General features: G+C 66.4%; 12 protein-coding genes. 8 read left to right on the top strand and 4 right to left on the bottom strand.

The annotated features are described in order from the left end of the window. Positions 1–77 precede the first annotated feature (77 nt). Genes gcvH through ACE191_RS16490 form a run of 3 tightly spaced genes read left to right on the top strand, consistent with a single transcriptional unit; the run spans position 78 to position 2,199 of the window. Complete coding sequence (gcvH, locus tag ACE191_RS16500) at positions 78–458, top strand: glycine cleavage system protein GcvH (protein ID WP_400193340.1); 381 nt, start codon at positions 78–80, stop codon at positions 456–458. Between the two features lie 15 nt (positions 459–473). Then, positions 474–884 (top strand): VanZ family protein, encoded by a 411-nt coding sequence (locus tag ACE191_RS16495; RefSeq protein WP_400193339.1) that lies wholly within the window; start codon positions 474–476, stop codon positions 882–884. Between the two features lie 13 nt (positions 885–897). Further along, entirely contained in the window at positions 898–2,199 is a 1,302-nt protein-coding gene (locus tag ACE191_RS16490) for a M28 family metallopeptidase (RefSeq protein WP_400193338.1), read from the top strand. A gap of 99 nt (positions 2,200–2,298) precedes the next feature. Here ACE191_RS16490 and ACE191_RS16485 read toward each other — a convergent pair whose 3' ends face one another. Then, positions 2,299–2,844, bottom strand: a complete 546-nt coding sequence (locus ACE191_RS16485; RefSeq protein ID WP_400193337.1) for a hypothetical protein — start codon at positions 2,842–2,844, stop codon at positions 2,299–2,301. Between the two features lie 310 nt (positions 2,845–3,154). Next, on the bottom strand, positions 3,155–4,048 hold the full coding sequence (locus ACE191_RS16480; RefSeq protein WP_400193336.1) for a YicC/YloC family endoribonuclease: 894 nt from the start codon (positions 4,046–4,048) through the stop codon (positions 3,155–3,157). A gap of 163 nt (positions 4,049–4,211) precedes the next feature. Between ACE191_RS16480 and ACE191_RS16475 the strand changes: the two genes are divergently transcribed. The 4 genes from ACE191_RS16475 to ACE191_RS16460 all read left to right on the top strand — a co-directional run bounded on the left by ACE191_RS16475 (position 4,212) and on the right by ACE191_RS16460 (position 12,038). Next, the gene (locus ACE191_RS16475) at positions 4,212–7,004 is read left to right on the top strand and encodes a TonB-dependent receptor domain-containing protein (protein ID WP_400193335.1); all 2,793 of its coding nucleotides are present in this window, start codon (positions 4,212–4,214) and stop codon (positions 7,002–7,004) included. Between the two features lie 123 nt (positions 7,005–7,127). After that, entirely contained in the window at positions 7,128–8,771 is a 1,644-nt protein-coding gene (locus tag ACE191_RS16470) for a T9SS type A sorting domain-containing protein (protein ID WP_400193334.1), read from the top strand. Positions 8,772–9,551: 780 nt separating this feature from the next. Beyond that, a complete protein-coding gene (locus ACE191_RS16465; RefSeq protein WP_400193333.1) occupies positions 9,552–10,784 on the top strand; it encodes a glycosyltransferase in 1,233 nt (410 codons plus the stop codon). Between the two features lie 3 nt (positions 10,785–10,787). Then, positions 10,788–12,038, top strand: coding sequence for a lipopolysaccharide biosynthesis protein (locus ACE191_RS16460; protein ID WP_400193332.1), 1,251 nt, complete (start codon positions 10,788–10,790; stop codon positions 12,036–12,038). An 82-nt stretch (positions 12,039–12,120) separates the two neighbouring features. Here the strand turns inward: ACE191_RS16460 and ACE191_RS16455 are convergent, their stop codons facing one another. Beyond that, complete coding sequence (locus ACE191_RS16455) at positions 12,121–12,939, bottom strand: class I SAM-dependent methyltransferase (protein WP_400193331.1); 819 nt, start codon at positions 12,937–12,939, stop codon at positions 12,121–12,123. A 286-nt stretch (positions 12,940–13,225) separates the two neighbouring features. Then, positions 13,226–14,212, bottom strand: a complete 987-nt coding sequence (locus tag ACE191_RS16450; protein WP_400193330.1) for an AAA family ATPase — start codon at positions 14,210–14,212, stop codon at positions 13,226–13,228. A gap of 357 nt (positions 14,213–14,569) precedes the next feature. On the opposite strand from ACE191_RS16450, the gene ACE191_RS16445 reads away from it, so the two are divergent. Continuing rightward, the gene (locus ACE191_RS16445; protein ID WP_400193329.1) at positions 14,570–20,860 is read left to right on the top strand and encodes a fibronectin type III domain-containing protein; all 6,291 of its coding nucleotides are present in this window, start codon (positions 14,570–14,572) and stop codon (positions 20,858–20,860) included. The last annotated feature ends 75 nt before the right edge of the window (positions 20,861–20,935 follow it).

The following is a 20,935-nucleotide window of genomic DNA, read 5'->3' as shown; positions in this document are numbered from 1 at the left end:
GGCTATTGCCTTACCTTTGGCCCGCGCGGCTGCAAGTGGCCGCGGTAGTGGTTTTCTCCCCTGTTTTTGCTCTTCTTATGAATCTGCCCAGCGAGCTGAAGTACACGAAAGAACACGAGTGGGTGCGCATCGAAGGCGATGTAGCCTACATTGGCATCACCGATTTTGCTCAGAAAGAGCTGGGCGACATCGTGTACGTCGACATCGATTCCGTTGACAAGGAAGTAGCCCAGGACGAAGTGTTTGGCACGGTCGAAGCCGTGAAAACGGTTTCCGACCTGTTCAGCCCGCTTTCCGGCACGGTGCTCGAAGTAAACCCCAAACTCGCTGACGCCCCCGAATCGGTGAACTCCGACCCCTACGGTGAAGGCTGGATGATCAAGCTCGCCATCGGCAACCAGGCCGAGGTTGCCGGCCTGCTCAGCGCCGAAGCCTACGGCGAACTGGTGGGCGCCTAGCCCCACCCCGCGCTGATGAGCGGCCCGGCCTCAACCCTTGCCCCGCGGCGACCGGCCTGGCCGGTGCTGCCGCTGGCCTGGACGCTGATCATTGCCTGGCTCACGCTCACGCCCATCGACGGGCTACCGCCCATGCCGCACTGGGAGTTGCTGTCGTTCGACACGGCCGCTCACGCCGGTGTATTCCTGGTGCTGGCCGTGCTGGCCGTCTTCTCCGCCCGGCGACAACAACGCTTCCCGCGTTTGCGTCGCCGGGCTTTTTGGTGGGTACTGGTGGCCGGCACGCTCTACGGCGCCCTCATCGAGCTGCTGCAAACCCACATGGCCCTGGGCCGCATGGGCGAGTGGAGCGACGTTATCAGCGACACTCTGGGCACCGTGGTGGGCCTGCTGCTGATGCGTCTCACCCAACGTTACTGGCTCTGATGCCGCGGCTGCTATGAAAGCTTCCCTGCGCGTACTCGGGCTGGCGGTGCTGGGCCTGGGCTTCGGTTTGCCGGCTTCGGGGCAGGACATGGCCCGCGTGCGCCGCACCATCGACTACTTGGCCAGCCCGCGCCTGCACGGCCGCGGCTACGTGCGCGGCGGCGACGCCAAGGCTGCCGACTTTCTCGTCCGCCGCTTTGCCGAGCTGGGCCTCGAGCCGCTGGCCCCAAACTTCCGTCAGCCGTTTACGCTCACGGTAAACACCTTTCCCGACCGCCTGATCTTGCGTGTCGATGGCCAAACGCTGCGCCCCGGCTACGATTTCATTGCCGACCCTATTTCGGGCGGGGGCCGCATCGAAGGCCCGGTCACGCCGCTCGACAGCCTGATCTTCACCGACGAAGCCGCCGGCCGGCGTTTCCTGGCTCAGCCGCTGGAGCGCCACATCGTGGTGCTGCGTCAGCGCGATGCCGACCGCCTGCGCACCTTACCCGACGAGTTTGCCCGCCATCTGGCCCAGGCCGCGGCCCTTATCACGCTGGTTCCCGACAAGCTCACGGCCTCGGTGGCCGACCGGCAGGCGCCCCAGCCCCAGTTGCGGGTACTGGCCAGCCGGTGGCCCGCCACTGCCCGCCGCGCCAAGCTCGACGTCACGGCCCGCCTGGCCCGGAATTACCGCAGCCAGAACGTGCTGGGCCTCGTGCGCGGCAGCACCCAGCCCGACTCCCTACTGGTGATTACGGCGCACTACGACCACCTGGGCCGCATGGGCGGCCGCACCTACTTTCCCGGCGCCAACGACAACGCCAGCGGCACGGCCCTGCTGCTGGAACTCGCCGCCCATTTCGCCCGCCCCGAAAATCGCCCGGCGTACTCGATTGCCTTCATGGCTTTCGGCGCCGAGGAAGCCGGGCTGCTGGGCTCGCGCCACTTTGTAGCGCAGCCACTGGTTGCGCTGCCGCGCATCCGTTTCCTGCTCAACTTGGATCTGGCCGGCACCGGCCAGGACGGCCTTACCGTAGTCAACGGCCGTATTCACGAGCGGGCCTACCAGCAGCTGGTCAGGCTCAATGATCAGGGCCGCTACGTGCCCAGCATTGCGGCCCGCGGCAAGGCCGCCAACTCCGACCACTACCCGTTCTCGGAAGCCGGCGTGCCGGCGTTTTTCGTGTATCAGCGCGGCACGCCCAGCTTCTACCACGACGTGCTTGACCGCGCCGCCACCCTGCCGTTGACGGGGTTTCCCGGAGCCTTCCAACTCCTTACCGCCTTCCTGCGGCTGCAGGGAGGCGCACCGGCCGGGGCGGCACGCTAAGCGGCTCCTACTGGGCAAAAACAAATCATCCCGGAACTGTCTGAGGTGGATCAGACAATTCCGGGATGAATTAAAAACGGCGGGTTGGCGACTCGCCGCTTAGCTGTTGGTCCGGAACGAACCCATTACCTGCTTGGCTACCGTTTCCCACTCCGGCTTCTGACGGTCGGGGCAGGTGAAGGTGCACATCAGCAGGCGGTTCTCCACATCAGTAAAGAAAATCAGGGTGTAGACCTGGTGGCCCAGCTCGGGCTTCATCATTTCGATAAAGCCTACCTGACGGCCGTTTACTTCCTTCACGCCATCGGCAAAGAACTGAGCATCAGGGTATTGCTTCTTGTACGTCTTCAGAAAGTTCTGGGCGTACATCGGGACCATGTCCTGATCAGCAGTGTTGTCGGTGTAGGTGAACGAGAGGCTGGCGTGGGAGGCGTTGGTGTAGATTACGCTCGGACGGCTCTGCGCTTTGGCGTAGAGAAAGTCCATCTGCTGCTCGCTCATCACTTCGAAGCCCTTGGGAATCAGGATTTCCACCCGCTCGCTAAGGACGCGCTTTTTGACCAGCTCCACTTCGGCAAAAGGCCGGGCAGCCATCAGTAGGACTGCTACCAGGCAGAACACAGGGGCGAGTAGAACGTTTTTCATGGTCGTAACCGGAAAGAGGTGAAAATTAATCTTGGTAAGCTACCCAAACGCCGGAGGGCATTCTGTTTGGATAACACAATTTAGGCAGAAAAAGCGAACCGCCAAGGGTTTGTTTAAAAAATTAATTCTGCACGGGTATCTGCGTCAGCGAAATACGGGCCAGGAGCGTCGAAAGCCGGTTTTAGAGCTGATGTTACGCTGGCGTTGGACGGGCTGAAGCCTAACCCAACATCGGCGTAAGCCTATACCAAAATTTATGCAGAATGTTCTATTTCCCTATCTACGGCGCCAGGCCGTAGCCGGTTTGCACTTACAGAATATTATTGAGCTGCTCCTTAATTTTCTCCAGCTCTTCCTTCATGTTCACCACTAGGTGCTGAATCACCGAATCGTTGGCCTTAGAGCCAATGGTGTTGATTTCACGTCCTATTTCCTGGGCAATGAAAGCCAGTTTTTTACCGGTGGGCTCGGGCAGATGTACGGTTTCGGTGAAGTAGTGCAGATGACTGACCAGGCGTACTTTTTCCTCGGCAATGTCCAGCTTCTCGATGTAGTACAAAAGCTCTTGTTCAAAACGGTTGGCATTGAACTGTTCGCTTTGCGCCATTTCGCCCAAATGCTCCCGCAGGCGCTGCCGCACGTACTCCAGCCGGTTGGGGTCGTGGCGCTCCACATCGGCCAGCAGGATGCGAATGCGGTCGATGTAGCCCAGCACTTCGGTGGTTAGGGCCTGGCCTTCGGTGCGGCGGAACTCCAGGGCCCGGTCCAGGGCCTCCTGCACCAGTGGCAGCAGTTCGGTCCAGGTCAGCGGGGACTCATCGTCGGCGGGGGCAGCGGCCTCGGTGGGCGACTGCACCACGCCGGGCAGGCGCAGGGCCAGCTCCAGCAGGTTGCCCGCCTCGGCGCCCAACTCGGTAGCAGCGGCTTGTAGTTCGTGGTAGGCTGCCGTGAGGGCTTCGCGGTTGAGCACGGCACGGGCGCGGGTGCCCACGGCCCGGGTCAGGTCGACGTTCAGGTTGACCTTGCCCCGCACGAGCTGGCGGGCAATCAGGTTGCGCACTTCCAACTCGTGGGCGGCCAGGGTACGCGGCAGGCGCAGCGTCAGATCCAGGCTTTTGGAGTTGAGCGAGCGGACTTCAACCGTCAGGCTATAGGAATCGGTTTCGCGCTGGGCGACGCCGTAGCCGGTCATGGACTGGAGCATAGTGGCAGGTATCAGTAACAAGGATAGCCGAAAGGCCGCGCAAAAGTACGGCCCCGCCGCAGAATTTCAGCTGGTTAGCCCCCAGATAACATAAGATTAATCGGGACGTCACACTGGCGTAACAGGCTCAAAATAGCTTTGCAGCGCCAACCAACCTACGTGTATGCGCCGCGCTTTTCTACTGTTTTTCAGCATCTTAATCAGCACCGCAGCCTGGGCTCAGCAGGGCTCGATAGTCGGGCAGGTGAAAGACCAAAAAACCGGGGAGGCCGTCATCGGCGCCACGGTGGTGGTGAGTGGCACCACGCAGGCCGCGCCGGTCGACGTGGATGGCCGCTACGAGCTGAAGCTGCCCGCGGGCAGCTACAACATCCTGATGACTTACCTGGGCTACAAGCCGCAAACCTTCCCGGGCATTGTGGTGCGGGCCGGGCAGCAAACCACCCTGAACGCCACTCTACAGGAAAACACCACCGAGCTGCGGGAGGTAACGGTGACGGGCCAGAAGCAGACCGGCACCGAGGTAGCTCTGATTCAGGATTTAAAGAAAAGCGAAGTGGTGGTCAGCGGCGTGTCCAACGACCAGATCGTGAAGTCGCTGGACCGCGACGCGGCCGAGGTAGTGAAGCGCATTCCGGGCGTCACCATTCAGAACAACAACTTCATCGTCATCCGCGGCCTGGCCGAGCGCTACAATACGGTGCTGCTCAACGACGCGCTGACGCCCTCGGCGGAGGTCGATACCCGCTCGTTCTCGTTCGACGTGCTGCCCTCGTCGGTTATCGACCGGGTGCTGATTTTCAAGGCGGCCTCGCCGGAGCTGCCGGGTGAGTTCGGTGGCGGCGTGGTGAAGGTGTACACCCGCAACTCGGTGCTCGACAACAGCACCAGCCTTACGGCCTCGGGCTGGGCCCGCTCGGGCACCACCTTCCAGGGCGGCTACCAGCAAAGCAACCCCAGCCGCACCGACTGGCTGGGCTTCGACAGCGGCGACCGGCAGTTGCCCGGCAACCTGGGCGAAACCTCGGCCCGCCTGCGCAACCAGTGGACGCCCACCCTCTCGACGGCCCGCCCGGATGTGCGCCTGTCGCTGGGCCTGAACCGCCGCTTCGAAATCGGCCAGGCCTACCTGAGCAACGTCACCTCGGTATCGTACTCAAACACCCGCGAGCAGTACAGCCAGCGCCGGCAGCGCGCCCTGGCCTACGACTCGCTCAGCAGCACCTACCCGCTGCAGTACGACTACCAGGATTTGCGCTCGGTGACGGCCGTGCGCCTGGGCGTGATTCACAACTGGCAGGTGCGCCTCAACGACCAGCACCGCCTGGAGTTTCGCAACTTCCTGAACCAGTACGGAACCGATGAGGTGATTCAGCGCCAGGGCGAGGACTTCGTGGACCAGCAGCAGCGCCAGGACCATGCCCTGCACTACCAGAGCCGTACCATTTACTCGGGCCAGCTCCAGGGCACGCACGAGGTGGGCGCCCGCCGCAACAACACCTTCACCTGGTCGGGCGGCTACAACTACGTGTTCCGCGACGAGCCCGACTACAGTCGCTACCGCAGCGTGCGCGCCACCGGCTTCGACCGGCCCTACACCGTGGTGGTGCCTACCGGCGGCAACCCCTTCGACGCCAGCCGCTTTTTCTCGGAGCTGAAAGAGAATACTTACATGGGCAGCGGGCAGTGGGAGCACCGCCTGCAAGGCCGCGACACCACTCGCGCCAACGAGTACAAGCTGCGCGTGGGCTTCTACACCGAGCGCAAGGAGCGCAGCTACCAGCAGCGCTACTTCTCCTACGTGCTGGGCAACGCGGGCACCTTCTACCGCGACCAAGACCGCGCCAACCGCATCCTGTCACTGCCCATCGAGCAGATCTTCGCCCCGGAGAACCTGCACCCCGAAACCGGCTTCAAGCTGGAGGAAGGCAGCGACAACGAATCGTACCGGGCCGAGAACAGCTTGCTGGCCGGCTACGTGGGCGTGGTGGCCCCGATTTCCGATAAGCTGAACCTCTCGGGCGGGGTGCGCCTGGAAAACAACCGCCGCTACCTCTACAACCCCAAGGGGCTGCAAACCTACCGCGAGGTGAAAACCCTGCCGCTGCCCTCGCTGAACGCCACCTACAACTTCTCGCTCCGCTCCCTGCTGCGCCTGGGCGCCAGCATGACGGTGAACCGCCCCGAATTCCGCGAAATTGCCGACCTGAGCTACTTCGACTTCAGCAACAACGCCATCATCTCGGGCAACCGCAACCTGCGCACGGCCACCATCTACAACACCGACCTGCGCTACGAGTACTACCCCACCAAGTCGGAAATGCTGTCGGTGGGCGTGTTCTACAAGCAGTTCCGCAACGCCATCGAGCAGGTTACCCAGTCGGTGGGCACCTCGGCCCTGTACCTGGAATACAAGAACGCCGACCGCGCCTACGACCTGGGCGTGGAAGTCGAAGCCCGCAAAGGCTTTGCCGAGCTCACCGAGCAGCCCTTCCTGCAGAAGCTGGGCGTGGTGCTGAATGCCTCGCTGATTCGCAGCCGGGTGAACCTGCCCCGCGACTCGAGCACCGTGGGCTTTGCCCTATTCGACCGCCCGCTGCAGGGCCAGGCGCCCTACGTGGTGAACACCGGCCTGTTTTACCAGGACGACGCCCGTAAGCTGCAGGTATCGGCGCAGTACAACGTGGTGGGCCAGCGCATTGCCTTCGTGGGCGACCAGACCCAGAACTACTCGGCCATTGAGATGCCGCGCCACGTGGTGGACCTGGCTTTGACCAAGGGCCTGGGCCGGCACCTGCAGCTGCGCGCCGGCGTGCAGGACGTGCTTAACCAGCGCTTCCGCTACTACTACGACCTGAACCGGGACGGCAAGATTACCAAGGACGAGCCGCGCGTGTCGTTCAACAACTACCTGCGGGGCCGCTACTCCACCCTGGGCCTGACCTACAATTTCTAGCCCTCAACAATAACGTAACACCCGCCTAACGAAAGCATAACGCCTACCCTGCCGGGGTGGGCGTTTTGCTTTCGGACCTTCGCAGCGTCAAGAACGGACACCTTTTTTCACTGCGACACGACCATGAAAAAGCTTCTACTTCCTGCCCTGCTGGCCTGCGCCGCCGTTGCCACTCCCGCCGCCCGAGCCCTGGCCCAGACAACCTGTCCAGCTGCCCCGGCCGCCGTGGTGGTTTCGGGCTCGATTACCAGCAACACTACCTGGACGCGCAACAACGTGTACCTGCTCAGCGGCTTCGTGTACGTGGAAAGCGGCGCCGTGCTGACCATCGAGCCGGGCACCATCATCAAGGGCGAGAAAGCCAGCAAGGGTACGCTCATCATCAAGCAGGGCGCCCGCATCGAAGCCAACGGCACGGCTGCCCAGCCCATCGTGTTTACCTCCAACGAGCCGGCCGGCTCCCGCGCCCGCGGCGACTGGGGCGGGGTGATTCTGTGCGGCCGGGCCCCCGTGAACCAGGCCGGCACGCCCACCATCGAGGGTGGCGTGGGCGCCGTGTACGGCGGCACCGACCCCAACGACAACTCCGGCACGCTGCGCTACGTGCGCATTGAATTCCCCGGCATTGCCTTCCAGCCCAACTCCGAAATCAACGGCCTGACCATGGGCGGCGTGGGCGCGGGCACCACCATCGACTACGTACAGGTATCGTACTGCGGCGACGACTCCTTCGAGTGGTTCGGCGGCACGGTCAATGCCAAGCACCTAGTGGCCATTGCCGCGACCGACGACGACTTCGACACCGACTTCGGCTTCCAGGGCCGGGTGCAGTTTGCCGTGACCCTGCGCGACCCCAACTCGGCCGACGTATCGGGTTCCACCGCCTTCGAGTCGGACAACGACGCGACGGGCTCGACGCTGACCCCGCGCACGGCCCCGATCTTCTCCAACGTGACGGCCATTCTGCCCAACCCCATCGGGGCCACGGCCAACTTCACCCGGGCCATGCACCTGCGCCGCAACACCCAGATTTCCATCTTCAACTCGGTGCTCACGGGCTGGCCCCAGGGCCTGACGCTGGACGGCGCCACCACCCAGGCCAACGCCACCGCCGGCTCCCTGGTGCTCAAAAACAACGTGATGGCCGGCATGAGCACTCCGTACTCGCAGCAGTCCGGCGGCACCTACGACGTGGCCGGCTTCTGGACCCGCAACGCCAACACCACCTACGCCACCGCCGCCGAGCTGAACCTGAACGCCGACAACTACCAGTTCCGCCAGAGCGCGGCCCCCACGTTTACCCTGCCCGCCGGCTCGCCCCTGGTGAGCGGCGCGGCCTTCACCGATGCCAAGCTGGCCGGCTCGTTCTTCGACAACGTAGCCTACCGCGGCGCCTTCGGCCCGGCCGGCACCGACAACTGGACGGCCGGCTGGACCAACTTCGACCCGCAAACCACCTGCTACAACCGCCCGGGCCAGACGCTGAGCGCCAAGCCAGCCTCCGACCAGGTGCAGGGCCTGAGCGTGTACCCCAACCCCACCCTCGGCGAGGCCACGTTGCACCTGGAGCTGCGCCGCGCCGCCACCGCCACCGTGCGCGTGCTCGATTTGACCGGCCGCGTGGTAGCCACCGTAGCGGTGCAAACCAAGCTGGCGGCCGGCACCCAGGAGCTGGCTCTGCCCGCCGGGCTGCCGGCCGGCCTGTACACGGCCACCGTGCAAACCGAGGAAACCACCCAGGCCGTGCGCTTCGTGGTAGCCAAGTAAGCGCCGCGACCAGCCGATTTCACCAACCCGATCTATCCTTATCCACTATCCAGCGTCCTGCTCCCCAACGGGGCGGGCCGCTGCCGTTGCGGGCCGGGGCACGGCCGCTACCTACCCGGCCGATGGCGCCGGGTAGGCGCGGCCTTAGGCCGGGTTGCCGGCGGCCGCTGCGGGCAGCGTCAGTGGGCTTGACGCAACCCGTCGGCACGAGTTACCCGGGACATCGGCACGAATGGCTCGTGACATTACTATGTCATGAGGAAAAGACTGCAGTCTTTTACCCGAAAGACTGCGGTCTTTTATTCGAGACGATACTACGTCTTTGGCAAGATGACCTATCGTTTTGCGAAAGACATAGTATCGTCTTCAGTAAAACGATAGGGCGTTTCACTGAAGACGAGGCTGTTCAGGAAATCTGAGAAAACAACCAGAGCGTCATGCTGAGCTTGTCGAAGCATGACAAAACCAGGCTTGTCAAACAGATTCGACGATAGGTCGATTCAAGCAAGCCGGCCGGTTAGTTGGGAGCTATCGACAGGAGGCGTGGCCTGAACCCGTTCGCGAGCTGGCCGAATCAGTGGGTTGATTTGACCTGGATGGGCAGGCGTTCGACCGGCGGCGGCCGGTCGATTGGCTCGGCGCGAGGCGGCCATCGGGCGGCCGCGCCGGGCCGAAGGGCAGCCGGCGCGGGTACCTGGTGGGCCGGTTTGGCCCCGGCCAATGCCCGAATGCCGTAGCTTGCGCGTTCGAAGCCCCCTTCCCCGGTTGCTCCCCCGCCCCATGTCGTCGTCGCTGCCCCGCGTGCTGATGCTGCCCAAATGGTACCCGAATCGTTACGACGACCTCGACGGCGACTTCGTGGAGCGGCACATCGCCGCCATCGCGCCCCATGCCCGGGCGGCGGTGCTCTACGCCACCGTGGCGCAGGGGCCCCAGCCGCGGCTGGTGGAGTACGTGGCCGACTGGGCGGCCGCCGTGCCCACCCTGCGCTACTACTACCGCGCCCGCCCCACCGGCCTGCCTCCCCTCGACAAGCTGCTCAAGCTGCTGCTGTACTTTGGCTGCCTGCTGCACGGCTACGGGCGCCTGCGCCGCCGCTGGGGCCGCCCGCAGCTGGTGCACGTGCACGTGCTGCTGCGCACCGGCCTGGCGGCGTGGGGGCTGAAGCTGCTCACGGGCATTCCCTTCGTAATTACCGAGCACTGGACGCTGTACCTGCCGCCTAACGCCCACCGCATCGGGCGACTGCGGCGCTGGCTCACGGCCCGGGTGGTGCGCGCCGCCGCGGCCCTGCACACCGTTTCGGCCGACCTGCGGGCTGCCCTGGCCCGGCTGGGGGCCGTCAACCCCCAAAGCTTCGTGATTCCCAACGTGGTCGACACCGAGCTGTTCCGCCCCGATCCGGCCCCAATCGTACCGTCGATTGACGAGCAGCAACGCGGCGGGCGGCTGCTGCACGTGGCGGCTTTCAACGAGCAGGCCAAGAACCTGAGCGGGCTGCTGCGCGTGGTGGCCCGCCTGCGCCCGCGCCGCCCCCAGCTTACCCTGCGCGTGGTGGGCTACGGCCCCTACGACGCCCAGCTGCGGGCCCTGGCCCGGGAGCTGGGGCTGATGGAGTCGGGCGCGGTAACGTTTCTGGGCAAGCTCGACCACGTGGCGGTGGCCGCCGAGATGCGCCGGGCCGGGGTGTTCGTGCTCTTCAGCAACTACGAGAACCTGCCCTGCGTGCTCATCGAGGCCCAGGCCAGCGGGCTGCCGGCCGTGGCTACCCGGGTGGGCGGCGTACCCGAGCTGCTGCCCGGCCACGACGCCCGCGGCCGCCTGGTGATGCCCCGCGACGAAGCCGCCCTGGAACAGGCCCTCGACGAGCTATTGAGCCAGCCCCTCCCCCAGCCCGAGGCCTTGCGCACGCCGGCCGTGGCCCGGTTCAGCTACCCGGCCGTGGGCCGGCAGTTTGCCGAGCTCTACGCGCGGGTGCTGGGTGCTGCTTCCGCCACTGCCGCCGCCCGTTAGATTATGCTGGGCCGCCTGCTGCACACATTTGCCACCCGCCTCGGCATTGCCCTGCTCAACTTCGCGGTGGTGCTGCTGACGGCCCGCTTTCTGGGCGCCGCCGGCCGCGGGCAGGTCAGTTTGTTTATCACCGACGTGTCGCTGCTGCTGCTGTTTAGCGGGCTGCTGGGCGGCTCGTCGCTGATTTACCTGGGCGCCCGGCGCAACCCCTGGCAGCTACTACTGCCGGCCGCGGCCTGGGCCACGGTGGTGAGCGTGCTGGGCACCGCGGCGGTGTGGCTGTGGCGGCAGCCCGGCCCCACCTACACGGCGCACCTGCTGGGCATCACCTGGCTGCAGGCCGCCTTTTCCATTGTCACCCTACTGCTGCTGGCCCGCCGCCGCGAACCGGCCTTCCACTGGCTGAACCTGGGGCAGGCGGCGGTGCTGGCGGGCGGGCTGTGGGCGGGGCTGGCGCTGCTGGCCGAGCGCAGCATCGCGGCCTACTGGTGGGCCAGCTACCCGGCCTACGCCCTGCCGCTGCTGCTGGCGCTGGAGCTGCTGCTGCGGGCCACTCCCGCCGCACCCGCCGCCGCGAGCTGGCGCGAGACCCTGCGCGAGCTGGCTCGCCACAGCCGGGGCGCGCACCTGTCCAACATCTTGTCTTTTCTTAACTACCGCCTCGGCTACTACTTCGTGGCGGCCTGGGCCGGCACCGGGGCCGTGGGCGTGCTGTCGGTGGGCACGGCGCTGGCCGAGGCCATCTGGCTGATTCCCCGCTCGGCCGCCCAGGTGCAGTACCTCGACCTGGTGCACTCGGCCGACCCGCAGGCCGGGGCCCGGGCCACCGCCCGCACGGCCCGGCTGGCCTTGCTAGCCACGGCCGCGGCGGTGCTGCTGCTGGTGCTGCTGCCGACCTGGGCGCTGGCCGGCATCTTCGGCCCCGAGTTTGGCGCGGCTCGTCCCATCATTGGGCTGCTGGCACCGGGTACGCTGGCCATCAGCCTGAGCATTGTACTGAGCAGCTACTTCGCCGGCCTGGCCCAGTACCGCGTCAACAACCTGGCCCAGCTGACGGGCATTGCGCTAACCCTGCTGGCCGGGGCGGTGCTCATTCCGCGCTACGGCGCCCGGGGCGCGGCCCTGGCTACCACGGCTTCCTACCTGGCTTCGGCGCTGTTCCTGGTGCTGCGGTTTCGGCGCGCTACCCAACTCCCGCTGCGCGAGCTGCTGCCCCGCTGGCAGGACCTGCGCCGCTGGCGCCGGCCAAGCTGAAGGCCCGCCCTAACCGCCCGTACGTTTGCGGGCTGTCGGGGCGGAGCTTGGGCCGAAGCCCGCTCAGTCTTTGGGCAATCAATCAGCCGAGCAGGGGCTGCACGTGCACGCGGAAGGCCGGGTCGGGCACGGCGAAGGGCTGGTGCGCGGCCGACGGCAGCGGCAGCGGGCTGTAGAGGGCGCAGAGGGTGTTGCGCACGGCGTACAGGTGGCCGCCGGCCGCGGCGGGCAGCCCGTCGAGCAGGCCGGCCAGCACTTCCCAGCGGGGCTGCCCCGGCTGCCGGCTGGCATCGTGCCACACCACCACCGACTGCGGGTGCAAGAGCTCGGCAAATACGCGCTCGGTGTCGCGGCGCACGGCCTCGTAGCGGTGGTCGCCGTCGATGAACACCACGTCGAAGGGCCCGAGGCCGGCGAAGTCGAATTGGGCGGAGTTGCCGTGCAGGTGCGTCACGTTGGGTAGGGGCCGCGAGAAGTGCCCGTGCAGGTCGATATAGGGCTGGCTCAGGCCCAGCCCGTGCATTTCGGCGGCCGAGAGGTTGAGCGTGTGCACGCTGGCCGCTACTGCGGCCACAGCCGCTGCGCTTTCGCCCCGCCAGGTACCAATCTCGAAGTAGCGGCACCGGGGCTGCCGGCGGGCCAGGGCGCGCAGCAGCAGCAAATCGGTGGGCAGCGAGCCGCCGCCGCCGAAGGCAAAGGGCTGCACGGCGTCGCCGCCGGGCGGCAGCAGCTCCGTCAGCGGGGTTTCGGGCAGGCCGTACTCATTCAGCTGCCAGCGCGGCGCGTGTTGCCGGGCGCGGGTTTGCCAGTCGGCTTCGTCGGCCGCCAGCACGTGGTTCAGCAGCCAGGGGTTGCGCACGAGGCTGCCCAGGGCCCGGAGGGTTTTGGAAAAGCGGGACAAGGGAATGTGAGGGAATGTGGGGCGCTGCGCGCGAATGTGGGTCGCTTCGCTAGTGTGATTGAATGTGGTTCACTAACGTGGAGAATGTGGAAAATGTACTTGAATGTGCCCAGGGGCTAATGGGGCGCTGCGCCGATGTGCTGCTGGGGAATCGGCAGTGCCTGCGGAGCCGACGGGCTAACCTGAACGGCATCATCATATTCGCAACTCAGCACATCAGCGCAGCGAAGCACATTTTCCACATTCAATCACATCAGCGCGCAGCGCACCACGTTACCAAAGCACCTTAACTGATGGGCACCTTGCGTAGCATGGCCTCGATCAAATCCTGGGTGCGCACACCGTCGGCCTCGGCTTCGTAGGTGAGCATGATGCGGTGGTTGAGCACGTCGGCGGCCACTTCCTTGATGTCTTCGGGCAGCACGTAGTCGCGCTCGTCGAAGAAGGCCACGGCGCGGGCGGCGCGGTGAATGGCAATGCTGGCGCGCGGGCTCACGCCGTACTGCACGTAGGGCGCAAAGTCGGCCAGGTCGTACTCGGCGGGCTTGCGCGTGGCGAAGATCAGCTCGATGATGTACTTCTCCAGCGTGTCGGAAATCTGTACCTGGTTGATGAGGTTGCGAATGCCGAACACGTCTTCCTTGCTGAGCACGGGCTGCACGTCGCTGGTGTAGGAGAGGTTGGCCATGCGGCGCATTACCTCCAGCTCCTCGGTTTTCTTGAGGTAGTCCACGTACACCTTCATCATGAAGCGGTCGACCTGGGCCTCGGGCAGCGGGTAGGTGCCCTCGTGCTCCACCGGGTTCTGGGTGGCCAGCACCAGGAAGGGCAGATCGAGCGGGTAGGTGGTTTCGCCGATGGTTACCTGTTTTTCCTGCATGGCCTCGAGCAGGGCGCTCTGCACCTTGGCGGGCGAGCGGTTCACCTCGTCGGCCAGCACCAGGTTGGCGAAGATGGGCCCCTTCTTGACTTCAAACTCCGACTGGTTCTGGTTGTAGATCATGGTGCCCACCAGATCGGAGGGCAGCAGGTCGGGCGTGAACTGCACCCGCTGGAAGTGCAGGCGCAGCACCCGGGCCAGCGTGCTGATGGTAAGCGTCTTGGCCAGGCCGGGCACGCCCTCGAGCAGGATGTGCCCGCCGGTGAAAAGCCCGATCAGCAGGCGGTTGAGCATGTACTGCTGGCCCACCACCACCTTGCCCACCTCGGTCGAGGCCTGCCGGATTTTCTGCTGGTAGTGCTGGGTGAGGTCGAGGGCGGAAGAATCGGACATGAAGCGGGGCTGGCAGGGGGCTAAAGGTACAATGCGGAACCGGAGCCCTTCAAGGCCGCGTCCAAATTGGACAAACATAGCCGCATATCTATCAACGCATAGTACCAGCAGGCATTCGCGCGGGCTGCCCAGTCGATTCAATATGGTTTATCCAAGACATACGATTTCAAAATCCACCGCCTGCGTCCAAATGCAAGCAAAAAAATATCAACAAGCTATTGTTTATCAAAGCATAAATCTGGAAATAGGCCATAAGCCGGCATTGCATTATCCAAAGTATCTTTTCCTATAAAAAGGTTGCTTGCCGGCTCCCTGCTTTGCATCCGTTCCTTTTTTCCACTTCCAAATCCACACCATATGCCCCAACAATTACACGCTGGTCGGGCCCGAACAACGCGCGGGCCTTCCCTCCGACCCCGCCTGAGCTGGCTACTGGCCCTGCTGACGCTGCTGGCTCCGCTGAGCCTGCGGGCGCAGGTAAACCTGTACACCTTTGCGCAAAGCACCGGCACCTACGCGCCCCTGACGGGCGGCACGGCCGTGGCTACTGCCGTAGCCGGCGCCACCTCCGATCCGGGGCTGCTCGACGACGCGGTGTTCACCCTGCCCGATGGCACCATTCCGTTCGGTTTTAACTTTGGTGGCAGCAGCTACACCGGCTTCCGCGTCAGCACCAACGGCTTTATGACGTTCGGCGCCACGGCGCCCGCGGGCACCACCTACACGCCCCTGTCCTCGGCCACGGGCTACGCCGGCGCCATTGCTCCCCTGGGGCGCGACCTGTCGGGCTCTCTGGCCACCGGCAGCCTGGGCGAAATCCGCTACGAAACCCTGGGCAGCGCGCCCAACCGCACCTTCGTGGTGCAGTGGCGCAACTTCCTGCGCTACGACGGCGGCTACCGCGCCGACAACCTGAACTTCCAAGTGCGCCTGAGCGAGGGCAGCAACCAGATTACCTTCGCCTACGGCACCAACTCGGTGAACTCGGCCGTGGCCAGCACCACCCAGGTGGGCCTGCGCGGCGCCAGCAACACCGTGTATTACAACCGCACCAGCACCACCAGCTGGAGCGCCACCGCGGCCGGCACGGCCAACACGGCGGTGATGACGCTCAGCAGCACGGTGCGCCCGGCCAGCGGCCTGCAGTACACCTTCACGCCGCCCGTACCCTGCACGGCCCCGCCGGTGCCCGGCACCGCCGTGGCCTCGGTTACCACCGGCTGCGGCACGGTAGCTTCTACCACGCTGTCGTTGTCGGGCGCCGCGCCGGGCACCGGCGTTACTTACCAGTGGCAGCAGTCGGCTACCGGGGCTCCGGGCTCCTACAGCAACGTGAGCGGCGTGGGTACCAACCCCACCTACACGGCCACCAACCTGACCAGCAACACCTACTTCCAGGCCGTGGTAACCTGCTCGGGTCAGGCCGTGGCCTCGGGCGCGGCCCTGGTGCGCGTATACCCCGCCGCCGTGGCCTACGCCTCGCTGCCGGTTACGCAGGGCTTTGAAACCTGGCCCGGCCGCTGCGGCAACAGCGAAGTGCCCGGCGACAACTGGCGCAATACCCCGCTGACCGGCGACAACTCCTGGCGCCGCAACGACCAGGGTTTCGCCACCAGCGCCTGGCGCTACATCAACGACGAGCCGGCGCCCTACATGATGGCCGCCAGCCAGGGCAGCTACTCGGCGCGCTTCCACACCTACGGCACGGCCGCCGGCGGCATCGGCTCGCTCGACCTGTTCGTGGATCTGAGCGACCCGGGCACCAAGACCCTGACCTTCGACTACATCAACCCCACCGGCACTGACAAGCTGGACGTGCTGCTGAGCACCGATGGCGGCCTGACCTTCGACGCGACGCCCCTGCTCAGCCTGGGCACGGCCGGCGCCTTCGGGGGCCGCTCGGTGACGTTTGCGGCCAACTCGGCCACCAGCGTCATCCGCTTCCGCGCCACTTCCGACTTTGGCGCCGACGACCTGGGCTTCGACAACCTGAAGCTGGAAGTAACCCCGGCCTGCCCGGGCGTGGCCTTCGGCCCGACGACCAACATCACCAGCACTGCGGCCACCCTCAACTTTGCCGCCGCGCCGGGCGCCACCAGCTACACGGTCACGTATTCGCCCGGCGGCTCGCCGCAGACGGTGACCAGCGCCGACTCGCTGCGCCTGACCGGCCTGACGCCCTACACGGTGTACACTGTGACGGTAACCACCAACTGCGGCGGCGGTCAGACGGCTACGGCCACCACCAGCTTCCGCACCGGCATCGGCAACGATGAGTGCAGCGGGGCCATTGCCCTGACGCCCGGCGCCCCCGGCGCCAGCTGCACGGGCGCCACCTACACCACCGCGGGCGCTACCTCGTCGGGCGTGACCAGCCCCTGCACCGCGCTGGCCGACGGCGACGTGTGGTTCTCGTTCGTGGCCACCGGCGCGCGCCACTCCATTTCGGTAACGCCGGTGTTCGACTTCGACGCCGTGATTGAGCTGCGCACGGGCGTGGCCGGCTGCACCGGCACCAACATCAGCTGCCAGAACGCCTCGGCCAGTGGCGGCGGCGCCGGGGCCGAAACCCTGGTGGCTACCGGCCTGACGCCCGGCGCCACCTACTTCGTGCGCGTGTACAGCGCCGTGGCCGGCTCGGGCTCGGGTAACTTCGACATCTGCATCACCACCCCGGCCAACCTGCCCTGCGCGGCGGTTACCAACGCCGCCGTGGCCAACACCGGCTCGACGGCTACGGCCAGCACGGCCCAGCTCACCTTCGACGCCGCCCCCGATGCCGACAGCTACTTCCTCACGCTGACGCCCACCGCCGGCGGCCCCGTGAGCACGGCCACGCTCAGCGGCAGCCCGGTAAACCTGACCGGCCTGACGCCCAGCACTTCCTACACGGTGACCATCACCACCAACTGCAGCAACGGCGGCGTGTCGAGCACCGTAACGGTAGTCTTCACCTCGGCCGCGCCGCCCGCCGTGCCGGTCAACAACGAGTGCAGCGGGGCCATTGCCCTGACGCCCGGCGCCGCCGGGGCCAGCTGCACCGCCACGGCCGGCACCACGGCCGGCGCTACCGCCTCCACCGGTTCGCTCGGCACCTGCGTGGGCACCGCCGATGACGACGTGTGGTACTCCTTCGTGGCCACCGCTACCCAGCACACCGTGTCGGTGACGGGCAGCAGCAGTTTTGATGCCGTGCTGAACCTGCGCTCGGGCGCCTGCCCCGGCACCAACCTGGTAGCCTGCGCCGATAACTCCGGCGCGGCCGGCACTGAGTCCATCACGGCCACGGGCCTGACGGTGGGAGCCACCTATCTGGTGCGCGTATTCGACTACTTCACCGGCTCGGGCTCGGGCAACTTCACCATCTGCGTGACCACGCCGGCTCCCTGCGCGGCTCCCAGCAGCATCAGCTCGACGGCGGTAATGGCCAATTCGGCCAACATCACCTTCGTGGCCGGCAACGGGGCCACCAGCTACACTGTGACGGCTACCCCGGCTTCGGGCCCGGCCATTACGGCTTCGGGCCCGGCTTCGCCGGTCGCCCTGACCGGTCTGGCGGCCAACACCCAGTACGCGGTGACGGTGACCAGCAACTGCGGCGGCGGCCAGACGGCCACCTCGACGCCGGCCTACAGCTTCACCACCATGCCCCTGCCGCCGACCAACGACAACTGCGCCACGGCCACGGCCCTCACCGTCGGTGCCCCCGGCGCCGCTTGCTCGACTACCGCCGGCACCACCCGTGGTGCCACGGCCTCGGCCGGCGCCAACCCCTGCGGCGGCAATGCCGACGATGACGTGTGGTACTCGTTCGTAGCCACGGCCACCCAGCACACCATCACCGTGGCCGGCGCCACCGGCTTCGACGCCGTAGTGAACCTGCGCGGCGGCAGCTGCGCGAGCGGCGCCAGCCTGCAGTGCGTCGACAACACCTTCGGCGGCGGCACCGAAACGCTGGTGGCCACCGGCCTCACGGTGGGCAGCACTTACTACGTGCGCGTGTTCGACTACTACGCCACGACCTACGGCAACTTCACCATCTGCGTGACTTCGCCCGCCAATGCGCCCTGCGCCGGCGTTACCAACGCCGCTGCCGGTAGCATCACCGAAAACACCGCCTCGCTCAGCTTCACGGCCGCTGCGGGCGCTACCAACTACAGCGTCACGCTCAGCGACACCACGCTGCTGGCTACTGGCACGTTCACTACCTCGCCCATCAGCCTGACCGGCCTGCAGCCCGGCACGCAGTACACGGTGACCATCACCACCAACTGCAGCAACGGCGGCATCTCGCAGCCGGTGGTAGTGACATTCACCACCACCGCACCGCCCGCCGCCCCGGCCAACGATAACTGCAGCGGCGCCGTGGCCCTGACGCCTTCGGCCCCGGGTGGCAGCTGCTCGGCTACCAACGGCACGGTGGCCGGCGCCACGCAGTCGCTGGCGCCCATCGTGTGCGGTGGCTTCACGGGCACGGCTCCCGCCCAGGACGTATGGTACCGCTTCGTAGCCACTAGCACGGCTCACACCATCTCGGTTACCGGCACCTTCGACGGCGTGCTGGACGTGCGTAGCGGCAACTGCGCCAGCAGCACCAACCTGGCCTGCGCTGATGCCAGCGGCAACAACGAGACGCTGAATCTGAGCAACCTGACGGTGGGCACGCAGTACTACCTGCGCTACTACCCCTACTCGCCCAACCCCGCCAGCAAAACCTTCAGCATCTGCGTGACCACGCCGGCGCAGAACCTGGTGGTGGACAACACCCGCTCGGTGCAGGGAACCTACAACAACGTAACCATCACCGGCAGCGGAGTGGCTACTCTGAGCGACGAGCTGGTGGTAACCGGTACGCTCACGGTGCAAAACGGCGGCGTGCTGAACACCAATTGCCAGACCATCAGCGGCCCGGGCAGCTTCGTGCTGCAGGCCGGCGGCCAGCTCAGCATCTGCAGCCCGGCCGGCATTGCCCCCACCGGCAGCACCGGCGCCATTCAGGTGAGCGGCGCCCGCAGCTACAGCAACGACGCCACCTACGTGTACGCGGGCAGTGCGCCCCAGTCGACCGGCCCGGGCCTGCCCAGCCGCGTGCGCAACCTGACGGTGAGCAACGCCGCCGGCCTGACCCTGAGCAGCGGCCTGAGCGTGGCCCAGGTGCTGCGCCTGAGCAGCGGCAACCTCACCCTCAACAGCCGCGTGCTCACCCTGCTCTCCTCGGCCGATGGCACGGCGCTGGTCGACAACACCGGCGGCACGGTCAACGGCGCGGCCACGGTGCAGCGCTACATCAGCCCCGCCCTGAACGCCGGCCCCGGCTACCGCCACTACTCTTCGCCCGTGAGCAACACCCCGGTGAGTGACCTGACCACGGCCGGCTACGCGCCGGTGGTGAACCCGGCCTACAACAGCTCGGCCACGCCGAACCTGGTCACGCCCTTCCCCACCGTGTTCGGCTACGACGAGAGCCGCCTGACCAGCAGCCCGGCCACCACCCTGTCGGTCTTCGACAAGGGTTGGTTCTCGCCCGCCGCGCCCAGCAGCCCGCTGGCGGTGGGCCAGGGCTACACGGTGAACATCCCGGCTTCGCAGACGGTGGACTTCGTGGGCACCCTCAACAACGGCCCCGTGAGCCGCAGCCTGGCGCGCACCACCCCGGCCGGCGGCTGGCACCTGGTGGGCAACCCCTACCCCGCGCCCCTGGACTGGAGCCAGGTAGCGGTGCCGGCCGGCCTCGACAACGCCATGTACGTGTTCCAGAGCACCTCGCAGTACGGCGGCAGCTACCGCAGCTACGTCAACGGCGTGGGCAACCCGCTCATCGGCCTGGGCCAGGGCTTCTTCGTGCGCGTCAGCCAGGGCAGCACCCAGGCCACGCTCACGCTGACCAACGCCGCCCGCCTCACCGAGTTTGCGCCCCAGCCCACGTTCAACCGCGGGGGCGAGACGCGCCCCCTGGTGCAGCTCGCGCTGCGCGGCAGCACGGGGCTCAGCGACGAGGCCTTCGTGTACTTTGAAGCCGGCGCCACCGCCGGGGTCGACACCCGCTACGATGCGCTGAAGATTCAGCACAACACCGGCGGCGCCCCCTCGCTCTACGCGCTGGCGGCCGGGGCCGAACTGGCCATCAACGGCCTGCCCCAGCTCACGGCGACTACCGTGGTGCCGCTGGGCGTGGACGTACCGCGCGCCGGCACCTACACCTTCGAAGCCAGCCAGCTGCTGAACCTGGCCAGCGCCGACGCCTTCCTGCACGACGCCGTGACGGGCCAGACGGTGAACCTGCGCCAGCAGCCCAGCTACAGCTTCGCGGCGACGGGCGCGGCCCTGCTCAACGGCCGCTTCACGCTGCGCTTCGAGGCCGCCCGGCCCCTGGCCACGCACACCGGCCTGACGGCCGCCGCCGTGGCCCTGTTCCCCAACCCGGCACAGCGGCAGGCCACCCTGCTGGTGCCGGCCGTAGCCGGCGCGGGTAAGGTGCAGGTCACGCTCTTCAACAGCCTGGGCCAGCAGGTGCTCACGCAGACGGCTGCCTTGCCGGCGGCCGGCGCCCAGCTCACGCTCGACGTGCAGCCCCTGGCCACCGGCGTGTACACCGTACGCGTGCAGGCCGGCGACGCCCAGGTCACCAAACGCCTGGCCGTCGAATAATTCCTCCGCGGGCGGCGCAGCGCGGCCTTGGCTACGCCGCGCCGCCCTTTGGTTTTCCTTCACTCATTTGCTTTT

Origin of the sequence: Hymenobacter sp. B81 (genome assembly GCF_044628455.1) — a bacterium.
Taxonomy (GTDB): domain Bacteria; phylum Bacteroidota; class Bacteroidia; order Cytophagales; family Hymenobacteraceae; genus Solirubrum.
This window is presented reverse-complemented; position numbering and strand designations above follow the sequence as displayed.

Excerpts from the sequence above, each read along its gene's own strand:
- gcvH (WP_400193340.1), top strand. The coding sequence starts at position 78 with ATGAATCTGCCCAGCGAGCTGAAGTACACGAAAGAACACGAGTGGGTG.
- ACE191_RS16495 (WP_400193339.1), top strand. The coding sequence starts at position 474 with ATGAGCGGCCCGGCCTCAACCCTTGCCCCGCGGCGACCGGCCTGGCCG.
- ACE191_RS16490 (WP_400193338.1), top strand. The coding sequence starts at position 898 with ATGAAAGCTTCCCTGCGCGTACTCGGGCTGGCGGTGCTGGGCCTGGGC.
- ACE191_RS16485 (WP_400193337.1), bottom strand. The coding sequence starts at position 2,844 with ATGAAAAACGTTCTACTCGCCCCTGTGTTCTGCCTGGTAGCAGTCCTA.
- ACE191_RS16480 (WP_400193336.1), bottom strand. The coding sequence starts at position 4,048 with ATGCTCCAGTCCATGACCGGCTACGGCGTCGCCCAGCGCGAAACCGAT.
- ACE191_RS16475 (WP_400193335.1), top strand. The coding sequence starts at position 4,212 with ATGCGCCGCGCTTTTCTACTGTTTTTCAGCATCTTAATCAGCACCGCA.
- ACE191_RS16470 (WP_400193334.1), top strand. The coding sequence starts at position 7,128 with ATGAAAAAGCTTCTACTTCCTGCCCTGCTGGCCTGCGCCGCCGTTGCC.
- ACE191_RS16465 (WP_400193333.1), top strand. The coding sequence starts at position 9,552 with ATGTCGTCGTCGCTGCCCCGCGTGCTGATGCTGCCCAAATGGTACCCG.
- ACE191_RS16460 (WP_400193332.1), top strand. The coding sequence starts at position 10,788 with ATGCTGGGCCGCCTGCTGCACACATTTGCCACCCGCCTCGGCATTGCC.
- ACE191_RS16450 (WP_400193330.1), bottom strand. The coding sequence starts at position 14,212 with ATGTCCGATTCTTCCGCCCTCGACCTCACCCAGCACTACCAGCAGAAA.
- ACE191_RS16445 (WP_400193329.1), top strand. The coding sequence starts at position 14,570 with ATGCCCCAACAATTACACGCTGGTCGGGCCCGAACAACGCGCGGGCCT.